At 63.5% G+C, this 21,997-nt stretch carries 21 protein-coding genes; 13 read left to right on the top strand and 8 right to left on the bottom strand.

Features of this window, described 5'->3' with window-relative positions; translation table 11 throughout:
- The first annotated feature begins 172 nt into the window (after window positions 1-172).
- A complete protein-coding gene (locus ACT6QU_RS02410; protein WP_444563242.1) occupies window positions 173-577 on the top strand; it encodes a cupin domain-containing protein in 405 nt (134 codons plus the stop codon).
- 3 nt (window positions 578-580) lie between these two features.
- On the opposite strand, the gene ACT6QU_RS02405 is transcribed toward ACT6QU_RS02410, so the two are convergent.
- Window positions 581-2,044, bottom strand: a complete 1,464-nt coding sequence (locus ACT6QU_RS02405; protein WP_444563264.1) for a cobyric acid synthase — start codon at window positions 2,042-2,044, stop codon at window positions 581-583.
- Window positions 2,045-2,172: 128 nt separating this feature from the next.
- Here ACT6QU_RS02405 and ACT6QU_RS02400 point away from each other — a divergent pair, with 128 nt between their 5' ends.
- Entirely contained in the window at window positions 2,173-3,348 is a 1,176-nt protein-coding gene (locus ACT6QU_RS02400) for an isobutyryl-CoA dehydrogenase (RefSeq protein WP_444563241.1), read from the top strand.
- Between the two features lie 123 nt (window positions 3,349-3,471).
- Window positions 3,472-4,356: a 3-hydroxyisobutyrate dehydrogenase gene (mmsB, locus tag ACT6QU_RS02395; RefSeq protein ID WP_444563240.1), complete on the top strand. Its 885-nt coding sequence runs from the start codon at window positions 3,472-3,474 to the stop codon at window positions 4,354-4,356.
- A 227-nt stretch (window positions 4,357-4,583) separates the two neighbouring features.
- Here mmsB and ACT6QU_RS02390 read toward each other — a convergent pair whose 3' ends face one another.
- The 4 genes from ACT6QU_RS02390 to ACT6QU_RS02375 all read right to left on the bottom strand — a co-directional run bounded on the left by ACT6QU_RS02390 (window position 4,584) and on the right by ACT6QU_RS02375 (window position 8,175).
- A complete protein-coding gene (locus tag ACT6QU_RS02390; protein ID WP_444563239.1) occupies window positions 4,584-4,949 on the bottom strand; it encodes a hypothetical protein in 366 nt (121 codons plus the stop codon).
- A 40-nt stretch (window positions 4,950-4,989) separates the two neighbouring features.
- A complete protein-coding gene (locus tag ACT6QU_RS02385; protein WP_444563238.1) occupies window positions 4,990-5,406 on the bottom strand; it encodes a carboxymuconolactone decarboxylase family protein in 417 nt (138 codons plus the stop codon).
- Between the two features lie 54 nt (window positions 5,407-5,460).
- The gene (locus tag ACT6QU_RS02380) at window positions 5,461-6,837 is read right to left on the bottom strand and encodes an aspartate aminotransferase family protein (protein WP_444563237.1); all 1,377 of its coding nucleotides are present in this window, start codon (window positions 6,835-6,837) and stop codon (window positions 5,461-5,463) included.
- A gap of 174 nt (window positions 6,838-7,011) precedes the next feature.
- Window positions 7,012-8,175: an MFS transporter gene (locus ACT6QU_RS02375; protein ID WP_444563236.1), complete on the bottom strand. Its 1,164-nt coding sequence runs from the start codon at window positions 8,173-8,175 to the stop codon at window positions 7,012-7,014.
- Between the two features lie 226 nt (window positions 8,176-8,401).
- Between ACT6QU_RS02375 and ACT6QU_RS02370 the strand changes: the two genes are divergently transcribed.
- On the top strand, window positions 8,402-9,976 hold the full coding sequence (locus ACT6QU_RS02370) for a trimethylamine methyltransferase family protein (protein WP_444563235.1): 1,575 nt from the start codon (window positions 8,402-8,404) through the stop codon (window positions 9,974-9,976).
- Between the two features lie 46 nt (window positions 9,977-10,022).
- A complete protein-coding gene (locus ACT6QU_RS02365) occupies window positions 10,023-12,599 on the top strand; it encodes a GcvT family protein (protein WP_444563234.1) in 2,577 nt (858 codons plus the stop codon).
- Here ACT6QU_RS02365 and ACT6QU_RS02360 read toward each other — a convergent pair whose 3' ends face one another.
- Both ACT6QU_RS02360 and ACT6QU_RS02355 read right to left on the bottom strand, forming a co-directional pair.
- On the bottom strand, window positions 12,600-13,436 hold the full coding sequence (locus ACT6QU_RS02360) for a phosphate/phosphite/phosphonate ABC transporter substrate-binding protein (protein ID WP_444563233.1): 837 nt from the start codon (window positions 13,434-13,436) through the stop codon (window positions 12,600-12,602).
- Between the two features lie 39 nt (window positions 13,437-13,475).
- Entirely contained in the window at window positions 13,476-14,504 is a 1,029-nt protein-coding gene (locus ACT6QU_RS02355; RefSeq protein WP_444563232.1) for a fatty acid desaturase, read from the bottom strand.
- 161 nt (window positions 14,505-14,665) lie between these two features.
- Between ACT6QU_RS02355 and ACT6QU_RS02350 the strand changes: the two genes are divergently transcribed.
- The 5 genes from ACT6QU_RS02350 (at window position 14,666) to ACT6QU_RS02330 (ending at window position 18,961) form a co-directional block, all read left to right on the top strand.
- Window positions 14,666-15,511 (top strand): helix-turn-helix domain-containing protein, encoded by an 846-nt coding sequence (locus ACT6QU_RS02350; protein ID WP_444563231.1) that lies wholly within the window; start codon window positions 14,666-14,668, stop codon window positions 15,509-15,511.
- A gap of 53 nt (window positions 15,512-15,564) precedes the next feature.
- The gene (gene bmt / locus ACT6QU_RS02345; protein ID WP_444563230.1) at window positions 15,565-16,575 is read left to right on the top strand and encodes a betaine--homocysteine S-methyltransferase; all 1,011 of its coding nucleotides are present in this window, start codon (window positions 15,565-15,567) and stop codon (window positions 16,573-16,575) included.
- 173 nt (window positions 16,576-16,748) lie between these two features.
- Window positions 16,749-16,913, top strand: a complete 165-nt coding sequence (locus ACT6QU_RS02340) for a hypothetical protein (protein ID WP_444563229.1) — start codon at window positions 16,749-16,751, stop codon at window positions 16,911-16,913.
- 495 nt (window positions 16,914-17,408) lie between these two features.
- The gene (locus ACT6QU_RS02335) at window positions 17,409-18,380 is read left to right on the top strand and encodes a hypothetical protein (protein ID WP_444563228.1); all 972 of its coding nucleotides are present in this window, start codon (window positions 17,409-17,411) and stop codon (window positions 18,378-18,380) included.
- Window positions 18,381-18,382: 2 nt separating this feature from the next.
- Window positions 18,383-18,961, top strand: a complete 579-nt coding sequence (locus ACT6QU_RS02330) for a hypothetical protein (RefSeq protein WP_444563227.1) — start codon at window positions 18,383-18,385, stop codon at window positions 18,959-18,961.
- 174 nt (window positions 18,962-19,135) lie between these two features.
- On the opposite strand, the gene ACT6QU_RS02325 is transcribed toward ACT6QU_RS02330, so the two are convergent.
- Window positions 19,136-19,990 (bottom strand): DNA adenine methylase, encoded by an 855-nt coding sequence (locus ACT6QU_RS02325; RefSeq protein ID WP_444563226.1) that lies wholly within the window; start codon window positions 19,988-19,990, stop codon window positions 19,136-19,138.
- Window positions 19,991-20,468: 478 nt separating this feature from the next.
- On the opposite strand from ACT6QU_RS02325, the gene ACT6QU_RS02320 reads away from it, so the two are divergent.
- The 3 genes from ACT6QU_RS02320 (at window position 20,469) to ACT6QU_RS02310 (ending at window position 21,956) form a co-directional block, all read left to right on the top strand.
- Complete coding sequence (locus ACT6QU_RS02320; protein ID WP_444563225.1) at window positions 20,469-20,678, top strand: dehydrogenase; 210 nt, start codon at window positions 20,469-20,471, stop codon at window positions 20,676-20,678.
- Between the two features lie 367 nt (window positions 20,679-21,045).
- Window positions 21,046-21,762 carry an SOS response-associated peptidase gene (locus tag ACT6QU_RS02315; RefSeq protein WP_444563224.1) on the top strand — a complete coding sequence of 239 codons (717 nt, stop codon included), beginning with the start codon at window positions 21,046-21,048 and terminating at the stop codon, window positions 21,760-21,762.
- The gene (locus tag ACT6QU_RS02310; RefSeq protein ID WP_444563223.1) at window positions 21,759-21,956 is read left to right on the top strand and encodes a hypothetical protein; all 198 of its coding nucleotides are present in this window, start codon (window positions 21,759-21,761) and stop codon (window positions 21,954-21,956) included. Before ACT6QU_RS02315 ends, ACT6QU_RS02310 begins: the two co-directional genes overlap by 4 nt.
- Window positions 21,957-21,997: the final 41 nt, after the last annotated feature.

The following is a 21,997-nucleotide window of genomic DNA, read 5'->3' as shown; positions in this document are numbered from 1 at the left end:
CAACCTCCGATGTGCATGTCACGGCCGCGCCGTACATTTCATTGCTACCTGAATGACCCTTACGAACCATTTATACTTGGGGCGTGGCGCGGGTATGTTCGCGGGGCTTCAATTCACGCGTGCGGGCCGATAGCGGTTCGCGCTATTCTCGCCTGAAATCTGGGAGGGAAGGATGGACGAAGGATCAGGACCGCAGATCATCAAGCTCGCGGCCGGATCCGGTCGAAGCTACGACATGCCGGGCATGCGGGCGATCTTCAAGGCGGACGAGACGGAGACGAAGGAAGCCTACAGCGTCTCCGAATGGTGGCTCGAGGCGAATACGACCGGGCCCGGCGCACACAGCCATGAGGCGAATGACGAGGTGTTCTACGGGATCGGCGGCGTCATGGCGGTGCTTACCGGCGAGGAATGGCACGATATCGGGCCGGGCGATTTCCTGCGCATTCCGGCCGGGACGATCCACGATTTCGAGAACCGGACGGATGCGCGCGCAGGGCTTCTCAACTTCTTCATTCCCGGCGGCTTCGAGCGCAACATGCCGGCGATCGTCGACTGGTTCAAAGAGAACGCCTGACGATCAGCGGGCGACAGCAAACAGCGCGTCGCAGTCGAGATGGGTTTCGAGGGCTTCGGCGATGGCGTCGAGTGCGTCGTCGATGCGCTGCTCGAAGCCGAGTGGCGAAGCTTCGACGCCGTGGTCGGCAAGGAAGCGGCGGCGGAATTCGTCGCCGGTGAAGAGGCCGTGGAGGTAGGTGCCCCAGACGCGGCCGTCGACCAACATTGCGCCATCCGGCACGCCGTCGATTTCGAAGACGGGACGCGCGCAGTCGGGACCAATGGTACGGCCGAGATGGATTTCGTAGCCCGAGGTTTCGACGCCGTGGCGGAGCGAGCGGGCGGTTGCCTCGCGCAGGGTCTTTTGCGGCTCGAGCAATGTTTCGACGTCGAGAAGGCCGAGGCCGGGCGCGTCGCGGTCCAGTCCTTCGGTTCCGGTGGGGTCGCTGACGTGTCGACTGAGCATCTGGAAGCCGCCGCACAAGCCGATCACCGTTCCACCGGAAGCGTGGTGCCGGGCGATGTCACGGTCCCAGCCCTGCACGCGCAGGAAAGCGAGATCGGCGATGGTCGATTTGGAGCCCGGGAGGATGACGATATCGACCGGCGGGATCGGCCGGCCGGGCGGCACGAAGAGGACATCCACGTCCGGCTCGGCGCGCAGCGGGTCGAGGTCGTCGAAATTGGCGATGCGCGAGAGCATGGGCACCGCGATCGTCAGCCATCCCTTGCCGCCGCGCGGGGCGCGGTCGAGCACGACCGCGTCTTCGGCGGGCAGCAGCGCGGCTTCTTTCAACCACGGCACGACGCCGAAGGCGCGCCAGCCGGTGAAGCGCTCGATGGCGGCGAGGCCGTCGTCGAAAAGCGAGAGCTCGCCGCGGAATTTATTGACGATGAAGCCAGCGATCATCCGCCGGTCTTCGTCGGGCAGGATCAGGTGGGTGCCAGCGATGGAGGCGATGACGCCGCCGCGGTCGATGTCGCCGACGAGGACGACGGGCACGTTCGCGGCCGTCGCAAAGCCCATGTTGGCGATGTCTCGGTCGCGCAGATTGATCTCGGCCGGCGAGCCGGCGCCCTCGACGATGACGAGGTCGGCATCTTCGCGCAGGCGGTGCCAGGATTCCATGACGGCCGCCATCAGCCGGTCCTTCTGAGCGCCGAAGTTGCGCGCGGCCGCCTCGCCCGCCATGCGGCCATGGATGACGATCTGGGCCCCGACATCGCTTTGCGGCTTCAGCAGGACGGGATTCATGTCGACTGATGGCGCGACCTTGCAGGCGCGCGCCTGCAGCCATTGCGCGCGGCCGATCTCTCCGGGCGACCCGTCGAGGCCGATGGCGATCGCGGCGTTGTTCGACATGTTCTGCGGCTTGAACGGGCGCACGCGCAGGCCGCGATGCAGGGCCGCGCGGCAGAGGCCCGCGACCAGCAGCGTCTTGCCGACATCCGAGCCGGTGCCTTGAAGCATGATGGCGCGGGTCAAACGGCGCACCCCAGACTCGAACCCATGCACATCCCCTTGTCGCTCGGCGCAAAGGCTTCACGTTGCGCGCGTCGGACAATGGTCTAGATTGCCGTCCGAGGAAAATCCATTGCGACAGGGAGGTCGGCATGGACGCCGCGACCGACGCCACGGCCAGCCAGTTCGAACTCAACGAGGACCAGCGCGCCATTCAGGAAATGACGGCGGGCTTCGCCGCCGAGCGTGTCGCGCCCTATGCGCTCGACTGGGATCGCGAGCGCCATTTCCCGGCCAACGTCATTCGCGAGACGGGTCCGCTCGGCTTCGGCGGCATCTATATCGGCGAGGATGTCGGCGGGTCGGGGCTGGGACGGCTCGACGCGGTGCTGATCTTCGAGGCGCTCGCGGCCGCCTGCCCCGCCTTCTCGTCGTTCATCTCGATCCACAACATGGCGACATGGATGATCGACAAGTTCGGCGACGAGGCGCAGCGCCAGCGCTTCCTTCCGAAGCTGACCTCGCTCGAATGGATCGCCAGCTACTGTCTGACGGAGCCGGGCGCCGGCTCCGATGCCGCCGCGCTCAAGACGCGCGCGACGCGCTCGGGCGGAAACGGCAGCGACTATATCGTCAACGGCGCGAAGCAATTCATCTCCGGCGCGGGCGAATCGGACGTCTATGTCGCGATGGTGCGCACCGGAGAGGACGGGCCGAAGGGCGTCTCGACGCTGGTCATCCCCAAGGACGCGCCCGGGCTTTCCTTCGGCGCGAGCGAAAACAAGATGGGCTGGCACATGCAGCCGACCCGCCAGGTGATCTTCGACGACTGCAAGGTGCCGGCGGAAAACCTGCTTGCCGACGAGGGCATGGGCTTCAAGATCGCCATGGCCGGGCTCGACGGCGGCCGGCTCAACATCGCCGCCTGCTCGCTCGGCGGCGCGCAGTCCGCGCTCGACAAGGCGCTGGCCTATGCCGCCGAACGGCAGGCTTTCGGCAAGACGCTCGACCAGTTCCAGGCGCTGCAGTTCAAACTGGCCGACATGGAAACGGACCTCAGCGCCTCGCGCATGCTGCTCTACGCGGCGGCCTCCAAGCTCGACCGCAAGGCGCACGATGCCGGCAAGTGGTCGGCGATGGCCAAGCGCTTCGTGACCGACACCTGCTTCGACGTCGCCAACGAGGCGCTGCAGGTCCATGGCGGTTATGGCTACCTGCACGATTACGGCGTCGAGAAGATCGTGCGCGATCTGCGCGTGCATCAGATTCTCGAAGGGACGAACGAGATCATGCGGGTGATCATCGCGCGCAGTTTGATCGGGAAGTGAAGAGGGGAATAGGGGAGTAAGGGAATACGGGAGTAGGTGAAAAGCGCTGATCCGACTTCCTCATCTAGTCCCCTAATTCCCTACTCCCCTACTCCCCTAATTCCCTCACATCGGAGGAAACACATGACGACCATCGCATTCATCGGCCTCGGCAATATGGGCAATCCCATGGCGGCCAATCTCGTCAAGGCGGGACACAAGGTGACCGGGTTCGACCTCGTCGAGGCCAATCTCGAAACCGCCAGGGCCAATGGCGCGTCGGTGGCGGCGAGCGCACGCGAGGCGATTGCGGGGGCCGAGGTGATCATCACCATGCTGCCGGCGGGCAAGCATGTCGTGTCCGTCTATGAGGACATCGTGCCGGCGGCGGCCAAGGGGACGCTCTTCATCGATTCCTCCACCATCGACGTGGAATCGGCGCGCAAGGCACACAAGATCGCGGCGGATGCGGGCATGCTGTCAGTCGATGCGCCGGTTTCGGGCGGCGTCGGCGGGGCGGAGGCCGGGACGCTGACCTTCATGGCCGGCGGCAGCGCCGATGCGTTCGCCAAAGCCGCGCCGGTGCTGAAGCCCATGGCCGGAAAGGTGGTCAATTGCGGCGACGCTGGCGCAGGCCAGGCGGCGAAAATCTGCAACAACATGATCCTCGGCATCTCGATGATCGGCGTCGGCGAAGCGTTCGTGCTGGCCGAAAAGCTCGGCCTGTCGCATCAGGCGCTCTACGACGTCGCGTCGACGTCGTCGGGCCAGTGCTGGTCGCTGACGACCTATTGCCCCGTCCCCGGCCCCGTGCCGAATTCGCCCGCGAACCGCGACTACAAGCCGGGCTTCGCCGCCGCGCTGATGCTAAAGGACCTGAAGCTGGCGCAGGAGGCCGCGCAGAATGCCGGGGCGGTGACGCCGCTCGGCGCCGAGGCGACGCAGCTTTACGCGCTTTTCAACGCAATGGGCCAGGGCGGGACCGATTTTTCCGGCATCATCAACTTCCTGCGCGGGAAAACAGATTGATCGACGCGATTTTCGGTAGATTCATCTTTGCTTAAGTGACTGCTAACCCGCTGGTAAGATTGTCCCGCTAGAACAGATGACAAGGCGGTTGTCGCAGCCGCCTCCCGCTCCGGATCAGGTATTGCGTACCGGAGCAGTATCCTTCGCAAGTATCTTGTCGCGAAGTGCCATGCGTCTTTGTGGCAAGACCGCGTTTCTCTTCCGGAGAGCGCGGTTTTTGCGTTTATCTACTTCACTCGGCTCAAACGGCGATGGTTACTCTTGACCGCGCGCCCGGAGGGCAAAAGCGCGGCGCGCATGGCCCTGTCGGCCGCGACGCCGCTCAAGAGTGCCGGTGTGCGATCAGACCAGACTTCCGGCCAGAACTGGATCGCCGCCTGAGCGAAGGCCATCTGCGCCGCCAGCGCCCCCTCGACCATGGCCGACATCTTTTCCGTCACGGCGCGCGTCGTCTCGACGCGATAAGGGTTGGAACTGTTGGCCTCGGCCGTCAGCATCGGCATGCGCATGGCGATGACGGCGGGCGCCAGCATGAGATTTCCCGTCAGCGCAGCGGCGGCGCGCACGGAACGGGCGTTGGGCTTGATCGGCATGGTCACGTCCCTCGCGCAATATTGCGCTGCACAAAACGTATCACGTCCTGGGATGTTCCGGCAGGAATTGCGCATCGACCGGCGGTCGCAGTCCGTTGGCGAGCCGATTGGTCTCGTTCGCCATGCCGACGACGGCCATGACTTCCATCAACTGCGCATCCGTCATGCTCTTGGCGCGCGCGCCGGCCGTGTGGGAATAGGTGCAATATTCGCAGCCATTGGTGGCGGAGACGGCGATGTAGATCAGTTCCTTGGTCAGGGGATCGAGCGCGCCGGGTGCCATCACCTGCTTCACGTCTTGCCATGTGCGCTTCAAGGTCGCAGGGTCGTGCGCGAGGACCTTCCAGAAATTGTTGATCCAGTCGGAGCCGCGCGTTTCCATGATGTCGTCATAGACCTCACGGACTTGCGGCGAAGCGTCTTCATATTCGACGAGCGGCAGGATGGGTGCGGTCATGGTGTCGGTCTCCGGTGGGGACCCTCCCGCGCTGACGCGGAAGGATCGTGCGCATTACTTGCGCAAATCGCGCTCGGCGAGGTCGAGTGCCTTGCCGATGCGCTCGCAGGCCATGTCGATGGTGTCCTTCGTCCAGATCAGCGGCGGCGACAGGATCATGGTGTCGCCCACGGCGCGCATCATCATGCCGCCCGCGATGGCATGGTCGCGGACCGTGGCGGCCGCGAAGCCGCCATTTTCGAACCGCTCGCGCGAGGCCTTGTCCTTGACGATTTCGATGGCGGCCATAAGGCCTATGCTGCGGACTTCTCCGACGATGCCGTGGCCTGCGATGCATTCCGCAAGCGCCTTTGCGAGATACGGACCGGTTTCCTCGCGGACGCGCTCGACGAGGCCTTCGTTCTCGATGATGTCGAGATTGGCGAGCGCGACGGCGCAGGCGACCGGGTGACCGGAATAGGTGTAGCCGTGATAGAACTCGCCTCCCTTTTCAACCAGCGTCGAGGCGATCCGGTCGCCGACCAGAAGCGCCGACAGCGGCTGGTAGCCGGAGGTCAGCGCCTTGGCGGTGGTGATCGTGTCGGCCTCGATGCCGAGCGACTGCGCGGCAAACCACTCGCCGGTACGGCCATAGCCGGTGATGACCTCGTCGAGCATCAAAAGCACGTCGTGCTTGCGGCAGATGCGCTGGATTTCCGGCCAGTAGCTGTCGGGTGCGATCTTGACGCCCCCTGCCCCCATGACCGGCTCTCCGATGAAGGCGGCGACATTGTCCGCGCCCGCCTCGAGGATCGCATCTTCGACGGCCTTGGCGGCGCGCAGGCCGAAATCGTGGTCACTCTCGCCGGGGTTCGCCAGTTCGAACGCGTAAGGCGGCATGACGTGGACGATGTTCGGCACCGCGCCGTTCAACTGGCCGTGCATCGCCGCCATGCCGCCGAGCGAAGTGCCGGTGATGGTGGAGCCGTGATAGGCCCAGTTGCGCGAAATGATGCGGTTCTTCTGCGGCTTGCCTTCGAGCGCCCAGTAATGGCGCACGAGGCGCAGCGCCGTGTCATTGGCCTCGGAGCCGGACGAGCCGTAGAAGACCTGGTTCATATTGGCGGGCGCGATTTCGGCGAGCTTTCTGGCGAGCAGGACCGGCGTCGGCGTCGTGCATTTGAAGAAGGAATTGTAGTAGGGCAGTTCCTTCATCTGCGCATAGGCGGCTTCGGCCAGTTCGTTGCGGCCATAGCCGACATTCACGCACCAGAGCCCGGCCATACCGTCGAGGATCTGCTTGCCCTCGCTGTCATAGACGAACGGGCCTTCGGCGCGCGTGATCATGCGCGAGCCGGCGTCGCGCAAATCCTTGTGGTCGGTGAAGGGGTGGAGATGATGGGCCGCATCGATCTCCTGAAGCTGCTTCAGAGAATAGTTCTGGTAGGTCATGTCATGTGTCTCCGTTGAACGAGGGGTTCAGGCGGAGAGCGGCGGCGAATAGCCGATCCGGGCGCACAGGCGCAAAAGCTCGGCGTGCCGCGTGCGCGGCGACGGCTTCGAGGCATGGGCATGTCTATTGACAGGGCGGCGCATAGGCTTTTGTAGCGGCGGCCCGGCCGGGGTTCAAGCGCGCTGGCGGGCGCGCAGGACGCCGACCAGAACGAGAGCCAGGCAGAGTGCCGCCATGACGGCCGGCAGGCCGTGCGGGCCGAAAAGCTGCATCGCGATGCCGGCGCTCGGCGGGCCGGAAATGCCGCCGATGCCCCACATCAGCGCGAAAGCGGCATTGCCCGCAACCAGCATGGAGCCGGAGAAACGCTGTCCGAGTTCGACGATCGCCATGGTGTAGATGCCATAGGCGAAGGCGCCCCAGAAGAAGGCGACTGGCCATTGCGCTTGCGTGCCCAGCACCAGCGGCAGGAGTGCGCAGCCGACGATGGTCAGCACCGTGCAGACGAGCATGACGGCGCGCGCGCTCCATTTGTCCGCAATCATGCCGAACGGCACCTGCAGTGCGAAATTGCCGATGATGAAGACGGTGAGGAGCGTGGCCATCTCCGCCTCACCGACCGCGAAGGCGCGGCCGTAGGACGGCAGGAGTGACAGCATCGCAGTCTCGAACCCAGCGGCGACGGCGACCGCGAGAAGCAGGGTCGGGGCGACCGGCAGAAAGCGGCGCACGGTGCCCTGCTGCTCGTCCTCGTGGAACTGCGGCAGGCGCGGCGCGGCGGCCGCGACGAACAGGCCGCAGATGAGGAAGGCGGCGATGCCAACCAGAAAAGGCGGCCAGCCCTGGGTACCGACCACGGCCAGCGTTGCCGGACCGAGCGCGAAACCGAGCGAGATGGTGGAGGTGTAGAAACCCATGAACCGGCCCCGCGCATGCGCCGGCGCGAGCGAGATCATCCAGACTTCGGAGAGGACATAGAGCGGGATGACCGACATGCCTATCATGAAGCGCAGCGGGAACCAGAGCCAGACGTTCTGAGTCGCGCCGATCAGTGCGAGAAGCGTCGCGCAGAAGGCAGCGCAGCAGAGCACCGTGCGCACGCCGCCGAGGCGCTTGACCAGCATGGGCACGAGCGAGGACGAGACGATCATGCCAAGCGGCGACATGGCAGCCGAAAGGCCGATCATCGTCGGCGAGACGCCCTGCCGCTCGAGGATGAAACTCAAGAGCGGATAGGACAGGCCCTGCGCGATCGCGAACACCGACACGGTCGCCGTCACGGCGCCGATGGCGAGCCATGGCACGGGCTTCGTGGCGGGGACGACGATCGTTTCCATCGCCAGACATGATCCTGTCCCCAAGCCCCGCGCCAGAGCAAAACGAGCGTGGCCGAGAAGTTGGATTTCGGTGGTCCAGACACGGCAAATCCGGCGATGTCGCTCCTTCGATAGCGCCATGTCGCCCGTGTCGATTCCCTCGTTCTGCGGGTCGCCGGTCCGTTGTCGGATGGTTCGTCGGCGGTCCAGTATGCGGCCAGATTCTGAGCATTCCGCCGAGGCCGCGATGACCGATCTGACGATGCCCACCGAGGCGCTTTCGACCGAACGCGGCCGGCGCGGCGGACGGGCGGGAAAACGCGCCGGCGGGTCGGCCGCTTTCGAGCAACCGCCCTATCGCCGTCATACAATCCCCTTCCCACCGACCGAACTTCTCTCGGCGGACGAACTGGAGTCCATCCACCTCGCCTCGCTGCGCGTGCTGAAGGACATCGGCGTCGACGTGCTGCATGACGAGGCGCGGCGGATCATGAAGGAGGCCGGCGCCGACGTGCGCGAGGGATCGGAGCGCGTGCGCTTCGACGCCGATTTGATCCTGGAGTTGGTCGCGCATTGCCCATCGCAATTCACGCTGCACGCGCGCAACTCGGCGCATGACGTCCATTTCGGCGGACGCAATCTCGTCTTCGCGCAGGTCGCTTCGGCGCCGAACTGCTCGGACCTCGACCGCGGGCGCCGGCCGGGCAACCAACAGGATTTCCGCAATTTCCTGAAGCTCGCGCAGGTTCACAACGTCATCCACGCGACCGGCGGTTATCCGGTCGAGCCGACGGACATCCACCCGTCGATCCGGCACCTCGAATGCGTGCGCGACCTGGCGCTGATCACCGACAAGCCGTTCCACATCTATTCGCTCGGGCGGGAGCGCAATGTGGACGGGATCGAGATCGCGCGGCTGGCACGCGGGATTTCGGAGGAGCAGCTTCTCGCCGAGCCGTCGGTCTATACGATCATCAACACCAACTCGCCGCTGAAGCTCGACATTCCGATGATGGAAGGCATCATCCAGATGGCGAGCCGCGGGCAGATCGTCATCATCACGCCCTTCACGCTGTCCGGCGCGATGGCGCCGGTGACGATCGCAGGGGCGCTCGTCCAGCAAAACGCCGAGGCGCTGTCGGCCATCGCGTTCGCGCAGATGGTGAGGAAGGGCGCGCCGGTCGGCTATGGCGGGTTCACCTCCAATGTCGACATGAAGTCCGGCGCGCCGGCCTTCGGCACGCCGGAATACATGAAGGCGCAGCTCGTCGGCGGCCAGCTCGCGCGGCGCTACGGCATCCCCTACCGCACGTCGAACGTCTGCGCTGCGAACGCCGTCGACGCACAGGCGGCCTATGAGAGCGTCTTTTCACTGTGGGGCGCGGTGCAGGCGGGCGCGAATTTCATGCTGCATTCGGCCGGCTGGCTCGAGGGCGGGCTGCGCTGCTCGTATGAGAAGATGATCCTCGACATCGACCTGTTGCAGATGGTTGCCGAGTTCCTGACGCCGCTCGATCTTTCGGACGATGCGCTGGCTGTCGACGCCATTCGGGAAGTCGGCCCCGGCGGGCATTTCTTCGGCACCCAGCACACGCAGGACCGCTACAAGAACGCGTTCTATTCGCCGATCCTGTCGGACTGGCGCAATTTCGAAAGCTGGCAACTGGCGGGCAGCCCGACGGCGGTCGAAAAGGCGAACCGAGTGTGGAAGGAACGGCTCGCGGCGTGGGAGAAACCGGCGATCGACCCGGCGGTCGAGGAAGCCGTCAACGATTTCGTCCAGCGGCGGATCGCAGAGGGCGGCGCGCCGACGGATTTCTAGTATCGTTCCAGCATGACATTCTGATTCCGAAGACAGGCATATCCATATGAAATCCCATGCAAAAGCGGTTGTGATCGGCGGGGGCGTCGTCGGGTGTTCGGTGCTTTATCATCTGGCGAAGGCCGGGTGGACGGATGTGATGCTGATCGAGCGGTCGGAGCTGACGTCCGGGTCGTCGTGGCATGCAGCGGGCGGGTTTCACACGCTGAACGGCGATCCAAACGTCGCCAAGCTGCAGGCCTATACGGTGCAGCTCTACAAGGAACTGGAGGAGATTTCGGGCCAGTCCTGCTCGCTGCACCTGACCGGCGGCGTGATGCTGGCGGATACGCCCGAGCGGATGGATTTCCTGCGGCTCGCGCATGCCAAGGGGCGCTATCTCAGCATGGACACCGAACTCATCACGCCGTCCGAAGCCAAGGCCATGTTTCCGCTGATGGACGAGACGAATTTCGTCGGCGCGATGTGGGACCCGGTGGAAGGACATCTCGACCCGTCGGGCACGACGCACGCCTATGCCAAGGCGGCGAAGACGCTCGGGGCGGAGATTGTGCTGCGCAATCCGGTGATCGAACTGGCGCAGGAGGCCGATGGCACCTGGAACGTCGTGACGAAGAACGGCACCGTGAAGGCCGAGCATGTCGTCAATTGCGGGGGGCTGTGGGCGCGCGAGGTCGGGCGCATGGTCGGCGTCGAACTGCCGCTGCTCGCCATGGAGCACATGTATCTGCTCACCGAACCGATGCCGGAGGTCGAGGAATTCAACGCCAGGACCGGCCGCGAGATGGTCGGCGTGCTCGATTTCAAGGGCGAGATCTATACGCGGCAGGAACGCAACGGGGTGCTGCTCGGCACCTATGAGAAAGCCTGCAAGCCGTGGTCGCCGGTCAACACGCCGTGGGACTTCGGCCACGAACTGCTGCAGCCGGACCTCGACCGCATCGCGCCGTCGCTGGAAATCGGGTTCAAGCATTTTCCGGGCATCGAGAAGGCCGGCATCAAGCAGATCATCAACGGCCCCTTCACCTTCGCGCCGGACGGCAATCCACTTGTCGGGCCGGTGCAGGGGCTGACAAATTTCTGGTGCGCCTGCGCGGTCATGGCCGGGTTCAGCCAGGGCGGCGGCGTGGGGCTGGCGCTCTCCAACTGGATGGTCAATGGCGATCCGGGGTTCGACGTCTGGGGCATGGATGTCGCGCGTTTCGGCGAGTGGGCGAGCCTGCGCTACACCAATGCCAAGGTGCGCGAGAACTATTCGCGGCGCTTCTCAATACGCTTCCCGAACGAGGAACTGCCGGCCGCGCGGCCGGCGCAGACGACGCCGCTCTACGACGTCATGGTGCGGGACAACAAAGCCGTCATGGGCGATTCGTGGGGGCTGGAAACGCCGCTCTGGTTTGCGCCGAAGGGCACCGAGGCGAAGGACGTCGTCTCGTTCCATCGCTCCAACGATTTCGAGCATATCGGGGCGGAAGTTCGCGCGACGCGCGAACGGGTCGGCGTGACGGAAATCGCCAATTTCGCCAAGTATGAAGTGGCCGGAACGGGTGCGGAGGAGTTCCTCAACCGGCTGATGACCAACCGGATGCCGAAGACCGGCCGTATCGTCCTGACGCCGATGCTGAACGAGTTCGGCAAGCTCATTGGCGATTTCACCATCGCCAAGGCGGATGATGACCGGTTCATGGTCTGGGGTTCGTCGGCGGCGCAGAAATACCACATGCGCTGGTTCGAAAAGCACCTGCCGAATGACCGATCGGTGAGGATCATCCGCTTCGACCAGACGCTGGTCGGGCTTTCGATCGCCGGGCCGCGCTCGCGCGACCTGTTGCAAAAGCTGGTCGATGTCGACGTGTCGAACGCGGCGTTCAAGTTCATGGATTTTCGCGAGATGGCGGTGGCCGGCGCGCCGTGCATGGTCAACCGCATCTCCTATACGGGCGATCTCGGCTACGAAATCTGGATGGAGCCGGCCTATCAGCGGCTCGTCTACGAGGCGATCAAGCGCGAGGGCGCAGAATTCGGCATCGTCGATTTCGGCATGCGGGCGCTGTTGTCGATGCGGCTCGAAAAGAACTTTCCGACCTGGTTCCGCGAACTACGGCCGATCTACGGCCCGTTCGAGGGTGCGATGGATCGCTTCATCAAGCTGGAGAAGAACGACTTCATCGGCCGCGAGGCGGCGGCGAAGGAGCAGGCCGACGGGTCGAAACTGCGGCGCGTATCGTTCACCGTCGATGCGCTCGATGCCGACGTTACGGGCGACGAGCCGATCTGGGCGAAGGTGAACGGGCAGGATTTCGGCACGGTCGGAGAGCCGCACGGCTATGGCGCGCCACGCTTCGACGCGGACGGCAAGGATGTGCGCGGATCGCAGGCGGCGACCGACGCTTCGGCCGTGCGCGGCATCCATGACGGCGAATGGTCGGTCGTCGGCTGGGTGACGTCGGGCGGCTATGCGCATTTCGTTGAGAAGTCGATGGCGCAGGGCTACGTGCCGGCGGCGCTTTCGGAGGATGCGAGCGACGGGATGTTCGAGATCGAAATTCTCGGGCATCGGCGTCCGGCACGAATCGCGGTCGAGCCGCCGTTCGACCCGTTGGGCGAGAAGATGCGGGGCTAATCAGGCGACGATCAGGCCGGCGTCCATCAGGGCAGCGCGCATCGCGGCGAGTGTTTCCGGCGGAGTTTGGCGGCTGGTGATGTAGGGCAGGCCCTTGCGTGGGGTCGTCCAGCCAATGGGTATGAGGTTTACTGCGGCGGGTTCGTGGCGTTGAGCCAGCGCCCAGGAACGGCAGTCGATGGCACAGACATCGGCGTGGTTGGACGCGACGGCGCGGATCGAGGCGCGGTGGCCGCCGGTGGGGACGTGTTCGCTGAAGAGGTCGAGAGAGCCGAGGTCCGCCTGGAGGGCGAGGTAGCCGGACATGGAGTCGGGGACGTTGTAGGCGAAGCGCTTGTTGCGGATGAGGTTGTCGATGTTTCGCGGAGGGAGTTCCCCTACGTTGCCCCCCTCTGTCCTGCCGGACATCTCCCCCGCAAGGGGGGAGATCACGCGCGTCGACCTTTGCGATTGAGTATTCTCCCCCCCTGCGGGGGAGATGTCCGGCAGGACAGAGGGGGGTGTGCCGGAACTCAGCGATTTATCATCTGCCCGCATCAGGACCACGCTGCGATAGAACTCCCCCTCCCCGCCTTCCACGTCCGAATAATCGGGCTGGCCGATGACGTGCACGTGCTCGGCGAGGCCATCCCCCATCGGCCCCCAGCAGGTCTGGGCAAAGAGAATGTCGGGGCGGCGCCAGAAATCGTAAAGGTCGCCGGTTTCACGCGTCAGTGTCTCGGGTGCATCGATGCCGGCAAGGCGCAGGATTTCGCGGATGCGCGTCCATTGCGCGTTCGTCTCGGCGCGGACTTCCGGCCAGTCATACATGGGAAGGGCGGCGATGCGATCGGTCATGAGACCTTATCGGATGCCGCAAAGGCGGGATGCAAGCCCCTACTCGGTCGATGGCTCGGCCGGGACGGGCGCCGTGCCGAGGCCGTGGACGGAGCGGGCACGGATGCGCGGGCGAAATGCCCTCCCCTGTTCGGGCTGGCGGCGCAGGACGGGGTGGACGATCGGCTCCTTCGGCTTCAAGGCGAAGGCGCGGAAGAGCGCGAGGTAATTCGGGAAGACGTAGCCCCCATTCATGCGCACCCACTCCTCCCGCCGGGCTCGGAAGAGGCGTGGCAGTTCGTACCACGGCACGGTCGGTTGCTTGTGGTGGACGAGGTGGAGATTGTTGTTGAGGAAGAGGAATGCCATCGGGGAACGCTCGACGATGATCGTGCGGCCATCCGGGCGTTCCGACCATTGATGCTCGGCGAAGGTCCGGATCGCGATCAGCGATTGGCCGAGATAGACCGGCACGAGATAGAGCCAGAGCGGCATCTCGAACGCGAAGACGAGGATCGGCGCCAGGACGGCGAGGCCGACGAGGTGATGCCGCCAGGCGCGCTGTACGCCGACATCGCCGGCACGCAGGAGCTTCAGGTCGGACGCGAGGAATGCGACATTCGACAGACCGGGGCCGATCAGGAAACGGCCGACCATGGTGTTGTTGAACGACAGGAGCCCACGCAGCCAATCCGGCAGTGTCTCATGCCTCCAGAAGGCCTGATAGTAGCTTTCCGGATCGTCGAATGGATCGGTCAGCCGCTCGTCTGCGTGGTGGCAAAGGTGCAGCTTCTTGAAACGGCGATAGGGATAGACGAGGCCGATCGGCAGGCCGACGAGGACTTCATTGACGAACCCGTTGCGGGTCGGGTGGCCGTGGGCGGCCTCGTGCATCAGTGAGGACTGGAGTGCGACTGCGGTCGTGAGGACGATGATGGCCAGCCAGGGCGCGAACATCCAGCCGATCGTACCGGCAGCAAGCCAGGCGCTATAACAGCCTGCGATCAACGTGACGGTCGGCCATTCCACGGCGCCAATCGCCGCTGGAGAGCGCCGTGCGGACCGTCTGTCGATTTCCTTCATCTCCATGTCCCGCCCCAAATCCGAACCGCCGAATCCCCCGATCCTGCTGACATCATGCTGACATCAAATGAGGCTCACACCAATGTGACTTTGCGCATATTTCGTTGATAGTGAAACCCGAACGCCGCAGATGTTTTGTTTGGTCAACAAATGCGATATGCTGCCGCATGGACAAGCGCGACCTTTCCCGACTCTTCCGCGAGCGGCTGAAGCTGATGCTGGCGCGCAGCGGGCAGAACCAGTCGGCCTTCGCCGCTAGCGTCGGGATCGATCGGTCGGCGCTGTCGCAGCTTCTATCGGGCCAGTCGACGCGCCTGCCCCGCGCCGAAACGCTGCTCAACATGGCTGCGACCTACAATGTCTCGCTCGACTGGCTGCTCGGCATCAGCCAGGATGAGGGGCTGGCCTCGGAGATCCGCGAGAGCCTCGAGATCGAAGAAGGCACCGGCAGTTTCGACCGCACGCTGCTGGCGGCGTGGCATGCGGAGGCGGCGGGGACCAAGATCCGCTACGTGCCGGCGGGCATTCCCGACCTTCTGCGCACCGACGCCGTGATCGACTACGAGGCGGGGATCACGCGCAAGAACCGCGACAGCCAGATCGACGAGAAGGACTACCGGATCGACTACAACCGGCGGCCGGAGACGGACATGGAGGTTTGCATGCCGCGCCACATGCTGGAAATCTTCGCCAAGGGAAATGGCGTGTGGAGCGGGCTACCTGAGACCGAGCGGCGCGAGCAACTTTCGCATATGGCGCGGCTGATCGACGACCTCTATCCGAGCTTCCGGCTCTATCTGTATGACGGGCGCCAGCGCTATTCGATCCCCTACACGATCTTCGGGCAGATCCGTGCGGCGATCTATGTCGGCGAGATGTATCTGGTGCTGAACGCCGTGACGCCGGTGCGCACGCTGACGCGGCATTTCGACAACCTCATTCGCGCGGCCGAAATCAACTCTCACGAGGCCGCCGCCTATTGCCGGCAACTGGCGGACGCCCCGATCGATTGACCAGATATAAAGATTTCTTTATATCTTCGGCAAGCAACAAATCGAGACCTTCCATGGAAAATCCGATCGACGCCCTGATCGCCGAGAAAGGCGTCCTCCTCGCGGACGGAGCCACCGGCACCAATCTCTTCGCGATGGGCCTTGAGGCCGGCGATGCGCCGGAGCTCTGGAACGAGACCGCGCCGGAGAAGATCGAGGCGCTGCATCAGGGCTTCGTCGATGCGGGCGCCGACATCATCCTCACCAATTCCTTTGGCGGCACGCGGCACAGGCTGAAGCTGCACCATGCGCAGGATCGCGTGCACGAGATCAACCGCAAGGCGGCGCAGATCGCGCGCGGCGTCGCGGACACAGCCGGACGGCGCGTCATCGTGGCGGGCTCGGTCGGGCCGACCGGCGAACTGCTCGTCCCGCTCGGCGCGATGACTTATGACGAGGCGGTTGCCGCCTTCGTCGAGCAGATCGAGGGGCTGAAGGCCGGCGGTGCCGAGGTCGCGTGGATCGAGACCATGTCGGCACCGGACGAGATCAAGGCGGCGGCCGAGGCCGCGATCAAGGTCGGCCTGCCCTATACCTATACCGGATCGTTCGACACGGCCGGCCGCACCATGATGGGCCTTGCGCCGGACGCGATCCACGAGGTCGGCGACCAGCTTGCGCAGCATCCCGTCGCGGTCGGCGCCAATTGCGGCGTCGGCGCGTCCGACATCCTTGCTTCGCTCCTCGACATGAGCGCGGCGCGGCCCGACGCGACGATCATCGTCAAGGGCAATTGCGGCATTCCCGAATTCCGCGGCTCTGAGATCCATTATTCGGGCACGCCGGAACTGATGGCCGACTATGCGCGGCTGGCGGTCGACGGCGGGGCGCGGATCGTCGGCGGCTGCTGCGGCACGTCGTTCGGGCATCTGGCCGCTATGCGCGCGGCAATCGACGGCCACACCAAAGGCGAGCGCCCGAACGTCGAGGCGATCGAGGCGCGGATCGGCCCGATGCGCAACAAGCTTGCCTCGCAAAGCGGAGGCGAGGGAAATCGCCGGGAGCGACGACGCCCGCGCGGATGACCCCTTGCAGGATGGGGAATCGATTCCCATCTATGGTTCTACGAGAGATCGTCTCCGGCCGGTGACCACGGATGTACTGGCACCGCCGTCGAGACTTTAGAGGTCGGGCCGCAAGCCCGGCCTTTTTCGTTTTGAGCATTGCATGAGGGCTAAACGCGCGGGACAGTCGTACGATGATCAACGATCCGGGAAAGCGACTGGCGGCAGGATTCTGGAAAGTGCTGGCGGGGATTGCGCTCGTGTTGCTGCTCCTGACGCAACAGGCGCGCGAGCCGGAACCCGAGGCGACGGACGAGATCGCCCCGCAGGTCGAGACCGGCGGGGAAGAACAGCCGTAGAATTGCGAAGTCGGAACCTGGCGTGAGAGACGAGTTGAAACATTTCGACAGCGATTTGCTGAAAGAAATGGCGCGAGTGACGGGGCTCGAACCCGCGACCTCCGGCGTGACAGGCCGGCACGATTCCCAAAAATTCCCTGGATCGGTTTCAACATCCAAAGGGCCACTTCGGTGCCTTTTGAGCATTAATTTGAAACCGAGCAGCAGATCTCCTGCTCGTTGGAATCTGCGCAGTTCGGCCACCCAGTCAGCAGCTTGGGAAGCACCTAGAAGCCCTGCGTTTTCAGAGCCCTTGTGTCACTGCCGACCTGTCGTGTCACTCCCGTGTTCCGCCTATGTCTCGAAGCAGTCAGGACATCTGGCTGGTGCGTGCGAATGGGAGCGCGACGGCATTGAGGTTCGAAACTCTGTTAACCGACCAGGCCGTCCCAAGGGTCAGCGCTTTACAATGCTCGTGAGAACCGCATTACTCGCAGTGATTGTGGAGGTGGGGTCATGTTTCTTGAAAAGTTCTCTCGGTTTTTTCGTCAGTATGACATCACGGTAGCGCCGCGACACAAGGATGCCGCCTTCCTGCCGCTCAATCATGACGATCGCAACTACAGCATCCGGGATGCGCTGCAAAAGCGTGTAGACGATGAAACCGCGCTGGAAGTTCAGTCAAACGGCGATATCGTCGAATTGATGAGCGTCAAGTATCGACCCGCCGACCGGGCTCTTGTGCTTTTGTTTCACCGAGCCAGCCCGGACGCCGCCGAGCCTACCTATCGCACGAAGGCTCGATCGCAGGCCTCCGCAGGAAACGCGGCGGGCGCAAGGATCGTGACTGTGAGAACGTCGACCAAAGCGGCGAACGAGGAACAGTCCGTATCGGCTCATCTCGTCATCCGCGAACCCGCTATTCGACGTGGTACTTATCGGGCGGTACTCGAAGAAATTCCTGGGATCAGCATGGGTGTCATTCGCCAGATTATGGGAAGGGCTCTGGCCGAATACACCTATCCGTTCAAAAAAGGGAAAACCGAAAAAGAGAGCTACTCTTTCGTCAAGGCTGAAGGTCTGAAGTCGGAGACAATGGAAAAGGCTCTGGAAGATGGTCAGATCGACTTCGTCACACTCACGCGTCCTGCGGTGGCTCCCTTCGCCGACGCCGACGGCATGTTCGAACCGACAAACGAAACGATGCGGCTGCGAGTGAAGCAGGTGGTGACAGCTGAAAATTTCAAGGCGCGGATATCTTCGCTCTTAACGAGAGCCAAAGATGCCGGATGGCATCAATTCAACGTCGATATATCGTTCTCGGACAAGCGAAAAAGGACCGTTCGCCTCGAAAAAGAACAGGAAGCGCGTGAGATTCTTTTTGTACGATCTGATCAGGTCGACTTTCCGCTCCCCTTGGCCGCATGCGCTGTCGACATTGTTGATCAGGTTGTAGAGAAGGCGGTAGCAATCAAAGCTGGAGGGTGATCTTGTTCATCTTTTCCTACCCGCTCCGATACCTAGCCTTAAAAAATGAAGCGCGACAGCGCCTCATTTGGCGTGATGCGATTCCGGTCGTTCTTTTGGCGACTGCGCTGAGCTTGCCGTTCTGGCTTTCCCCAGCGAACTTCTTTGGACCCAGCGGATTCGTCGATCGGTTCGGAGCGTTCGCAGGCGTTCTGACAGGCTTCTACATTGCCGCACTCGTCGGCGTGGCTTCATTCTCTGGCGCGTTGCAGGGGCTCGACGAAGTCATGCAGTTCGGCCAAGTCTTCGTGCGCGAAGACGGGGAGGACCGCGCGTTGACGCGTCGCGAGTATGTAACCGCCATGTTCGGCTACTTATCGCTGCTTGCACTGTCGCTCTCGTTCAGCGCCATCCTAATGGTGGTCTCAGCGGATGTGATACGAGCTTGGGTGCCGTTGTGGGTGGGCGACATTTCGCTATCCATTTTTCTCGTCGCGACCAGCCACATGGTCGTCACCACGTTCCACGGTCTATACTACTTCATAGATCGGCTTTACGACGCGCCAGCCACAATCCCGCCCAAGTCCGACGAAACCGAGTAAATAGGCAATGTCGGCGCTTCGATGTCGCTGCAAGCGCACCTCGTTCGGGACGAGGGGGTTGCAGGTTCAAATCCTGCCACTCCGACCAAGACACTCAAGGGCTAGGCCCCGACATTCCTGAATTGCACCGAGCGCTGCACCGTTTCCGCACCGATTGGCCGCTCTGCCGCAGCATCATGAGCACCTCGCATCGGCCGGAAGATTGGCCGGCAACGGCGAATCTGCCCTCATGATGATGACTTCGCGCACGTCCTTTCCAACACCGCCACGGACCGTGTAGGTCATCGGCACGTCGACGATCTGGAAGCGCGAGAATATCTCTCGGACCTCCGGCACGTCGTTCAGTGACAGGATGAAGCGACCCTTCAGTTCAGCCAGGCGCGCTGCCATGTCGGCAAAGTCGGCTCGAGCAAACAGCTCTTTCCCGTAGTCGCCCTCGCAACCGAAGTATGGAGGGTCGAGATAGAACAGTGCGCCCGGCCGATCGTAGCGATCAAGCACATCCCGCCAGTCCAAGTTCTCGATCACCACGCCGGCGAGACGCTCATGCACCTCCTCGAGGACGGGCCCGAGGCGGCCGACGTTGAACCGAGCCGCTCCACCCGCGTCGACGCCGAACGATCGCCCGTGGATCTTCCCACCAAAGGCAAGTCTCTGGAGATAGAGGAACCGGGCAGCTCGCTCGAGGTCGGTGAGCGTCGACACGTCGCATCGCGACAGACGTTCGAACTCCCGCCGAGAGGTGACCTGGAACTTGAGCATGTCCATGAACTGAGGATAGTGGCGCTGGAGGATCCGGAAGAGCGTGGCGACGTCGCCAGCTCGATCGTTGATGACCTCCCCCTTCGGCACGAGCCGGCGCCGAAAGAAGACGCCGCCCATGCCCACGAAGACCTCGACATAAAGCGAGTGCGGGATCTGCTCCATGATGGCGGCCAGACGCTGCGCGAGCAGCTTCTTGCCACCGAGATAGCTTGCCGGCGGGCGCACGGGCTCCACCGCCTGGAAGGAAAATTCCTCCTGGGACATCATCATTTCCTTAAGGATTGCCGCTGCAGCCTTCTGCCGCCCGAAAGGGTCGCGGGTGCAGCATTTATCCCATCGAGGTGCTGGGCGGATGGCGCCAACCATTGCCGCCGCTATCGGAGTTGACGCTCCGTGGCCGCCCGTGTCCGGACGGCGCAATCGCGATTCAGACGCTGCTTGAGCGCGATAGTGGGAGTCTTGACTGTATTGCGGCGATTTTCGCCAACGTGCCGGAAACGCTCGACAAAATCCACCCCGCACCCGCACCGGGTTTCCAAATCGGTCCCTTGAAACTACTGAGAAATCCCCCGGCTGCCCCGCACCGCTTCTCACCAGAATTGAGGCAACGATAGGACAGCAATCCTTTCCGGATTGACTCTCCCGGCCAGCGAGAACATTCTAGGAACATCACCAATCGAGATTGATGCCGCGCCGGCGCCCCGACCGCGTCGCGATCGATCTCCTATTGCCCGGAGGTTTCATGCCGCGCCCTGCCCCTGTCGTCGAATCCGACGATGTCGACTGGATGATCATCGAGCATGCCGGCGATATGCGCGCCGCGCTGGAAACCGCAATGATCGAGATCGAGCGACTGCGCCATGAACTCGCACTGGCGAGCTTGGCTGTGAGCTCGGGCTTTACCCGCGGTTGGCAGCCAACGATCGCGACCGATGGTCATACGCAAGGGTGAACTCCGGCTGTCGCACGTCAAACGGGACTGGCCGATCTGCATTGTTGTGCCCCGAGACCTATGGGGACCGTTGATCCCGTGGATGGGTCGGCACACCGCGCGGCGCGGACAGGGCTCAATTGACGATAATGGGGAACAGCTTGTGGTGCTCTACCTACGCGATCCGCTGATCGCCGACAGGATCATCAGATTCTGCGACGGATGGCGATTCGACCCTAAACATTTCAAGCCAGGGTCGGGTAAGCGCGTCATTTGCCGGCCGGTCGAGCAGACCCTCCACGTCGGGCCGGACGTGTCGATGTCGCGACGACGGCCATTCTGGCCGCCTCCAGTTGACGACCCTCACCGCCGGTGAAAGACATTCAATATGTGTAACCTCTACAACATCACGATCGGCCCACAGGCCATTCTCGAGCTGACCCGAGCTATGACCAATAGCGTCGGCAACCTTGAGCCGCAGAACATCTACCCCGACTATCCCGCGCCGATCGTTCGCGAGGGTGCCATCGGCCGCGAGTTGGTCCGTGCCCGCTGGGGAATGCCATCGTCGAAGAAGGCGATCTTCGACGCGACGGTGAAGCGGGTCGAAAAGCTGCGTGCGAAAGGCAAGGATGTCGACGAGGACGAGTTCAAGCGGCTGCTCGCGATCGAGCCGGATGCCGGCACGACGAACGTCCGTAACCTGTCCTCGCCTCACTGGCGCCCGTGGCAGGGCGTGGAGAGCCGCTGCGTGGTCCCGGCGACCTCGTTCAGCGAGTACGGCAAGGCCCGCGGGCCTGATGGCCGCCTGCCGCTGCACTGGTTTGCGATTGACGACACCAGGCCGCTATTCGCTTTCGCCGGAATGTGGACGACCTGGACGAGCGTGCGCAAGGCAAAGGAGGGAATGGTGACCGCGGACATCTTCGCCTTTCTGACGACTGAGCCGAATGCGGTTGTGGCGCCGATTCATCCGAAGGCGATGCCGGTTATCCTCACGACACCCGAAGCGATCGACGTCTGGCTGCGCGCGCCGTGGGACGAAGCGAAATCGCTGCAAAGACCCCTGCCCGATCATAAACTCGTCGAGGTAGGGCAGCCATGATCGCGCCTTTGGACCCCAGACGTATCGAGATCGCCCGACACATCATGGAAGCGCGCAAACTGGCGTTCGATATTGACGCGCAGATTCTCGAATTTCTGCTCGAAAGCGCGCTCCACGAGGCGATCGGGCACGATGCGGCGGCGCGCAAGGCTGTCCTGGGTAAGCTGGAAGATGACCGCGCTTCTGGCATTTGAGGCCCGGACGAGAATTCAGGAACGCCGGCGCACGACATATC

It is taken from the genome of Aliihoeflea sp. (genome assembly GCF_052435475.1).
GTDB lineage: Bacteria > Pseudomonadota > Alphaproteobacteria > Rhizobiales > Rhizobiaceae > Aliihoeflea.
The sequence above is the reverse complement of the archived record's forward strand: the minus strand, read 5'-3'. Positions and strand labels throughout refer to the sequence as shown.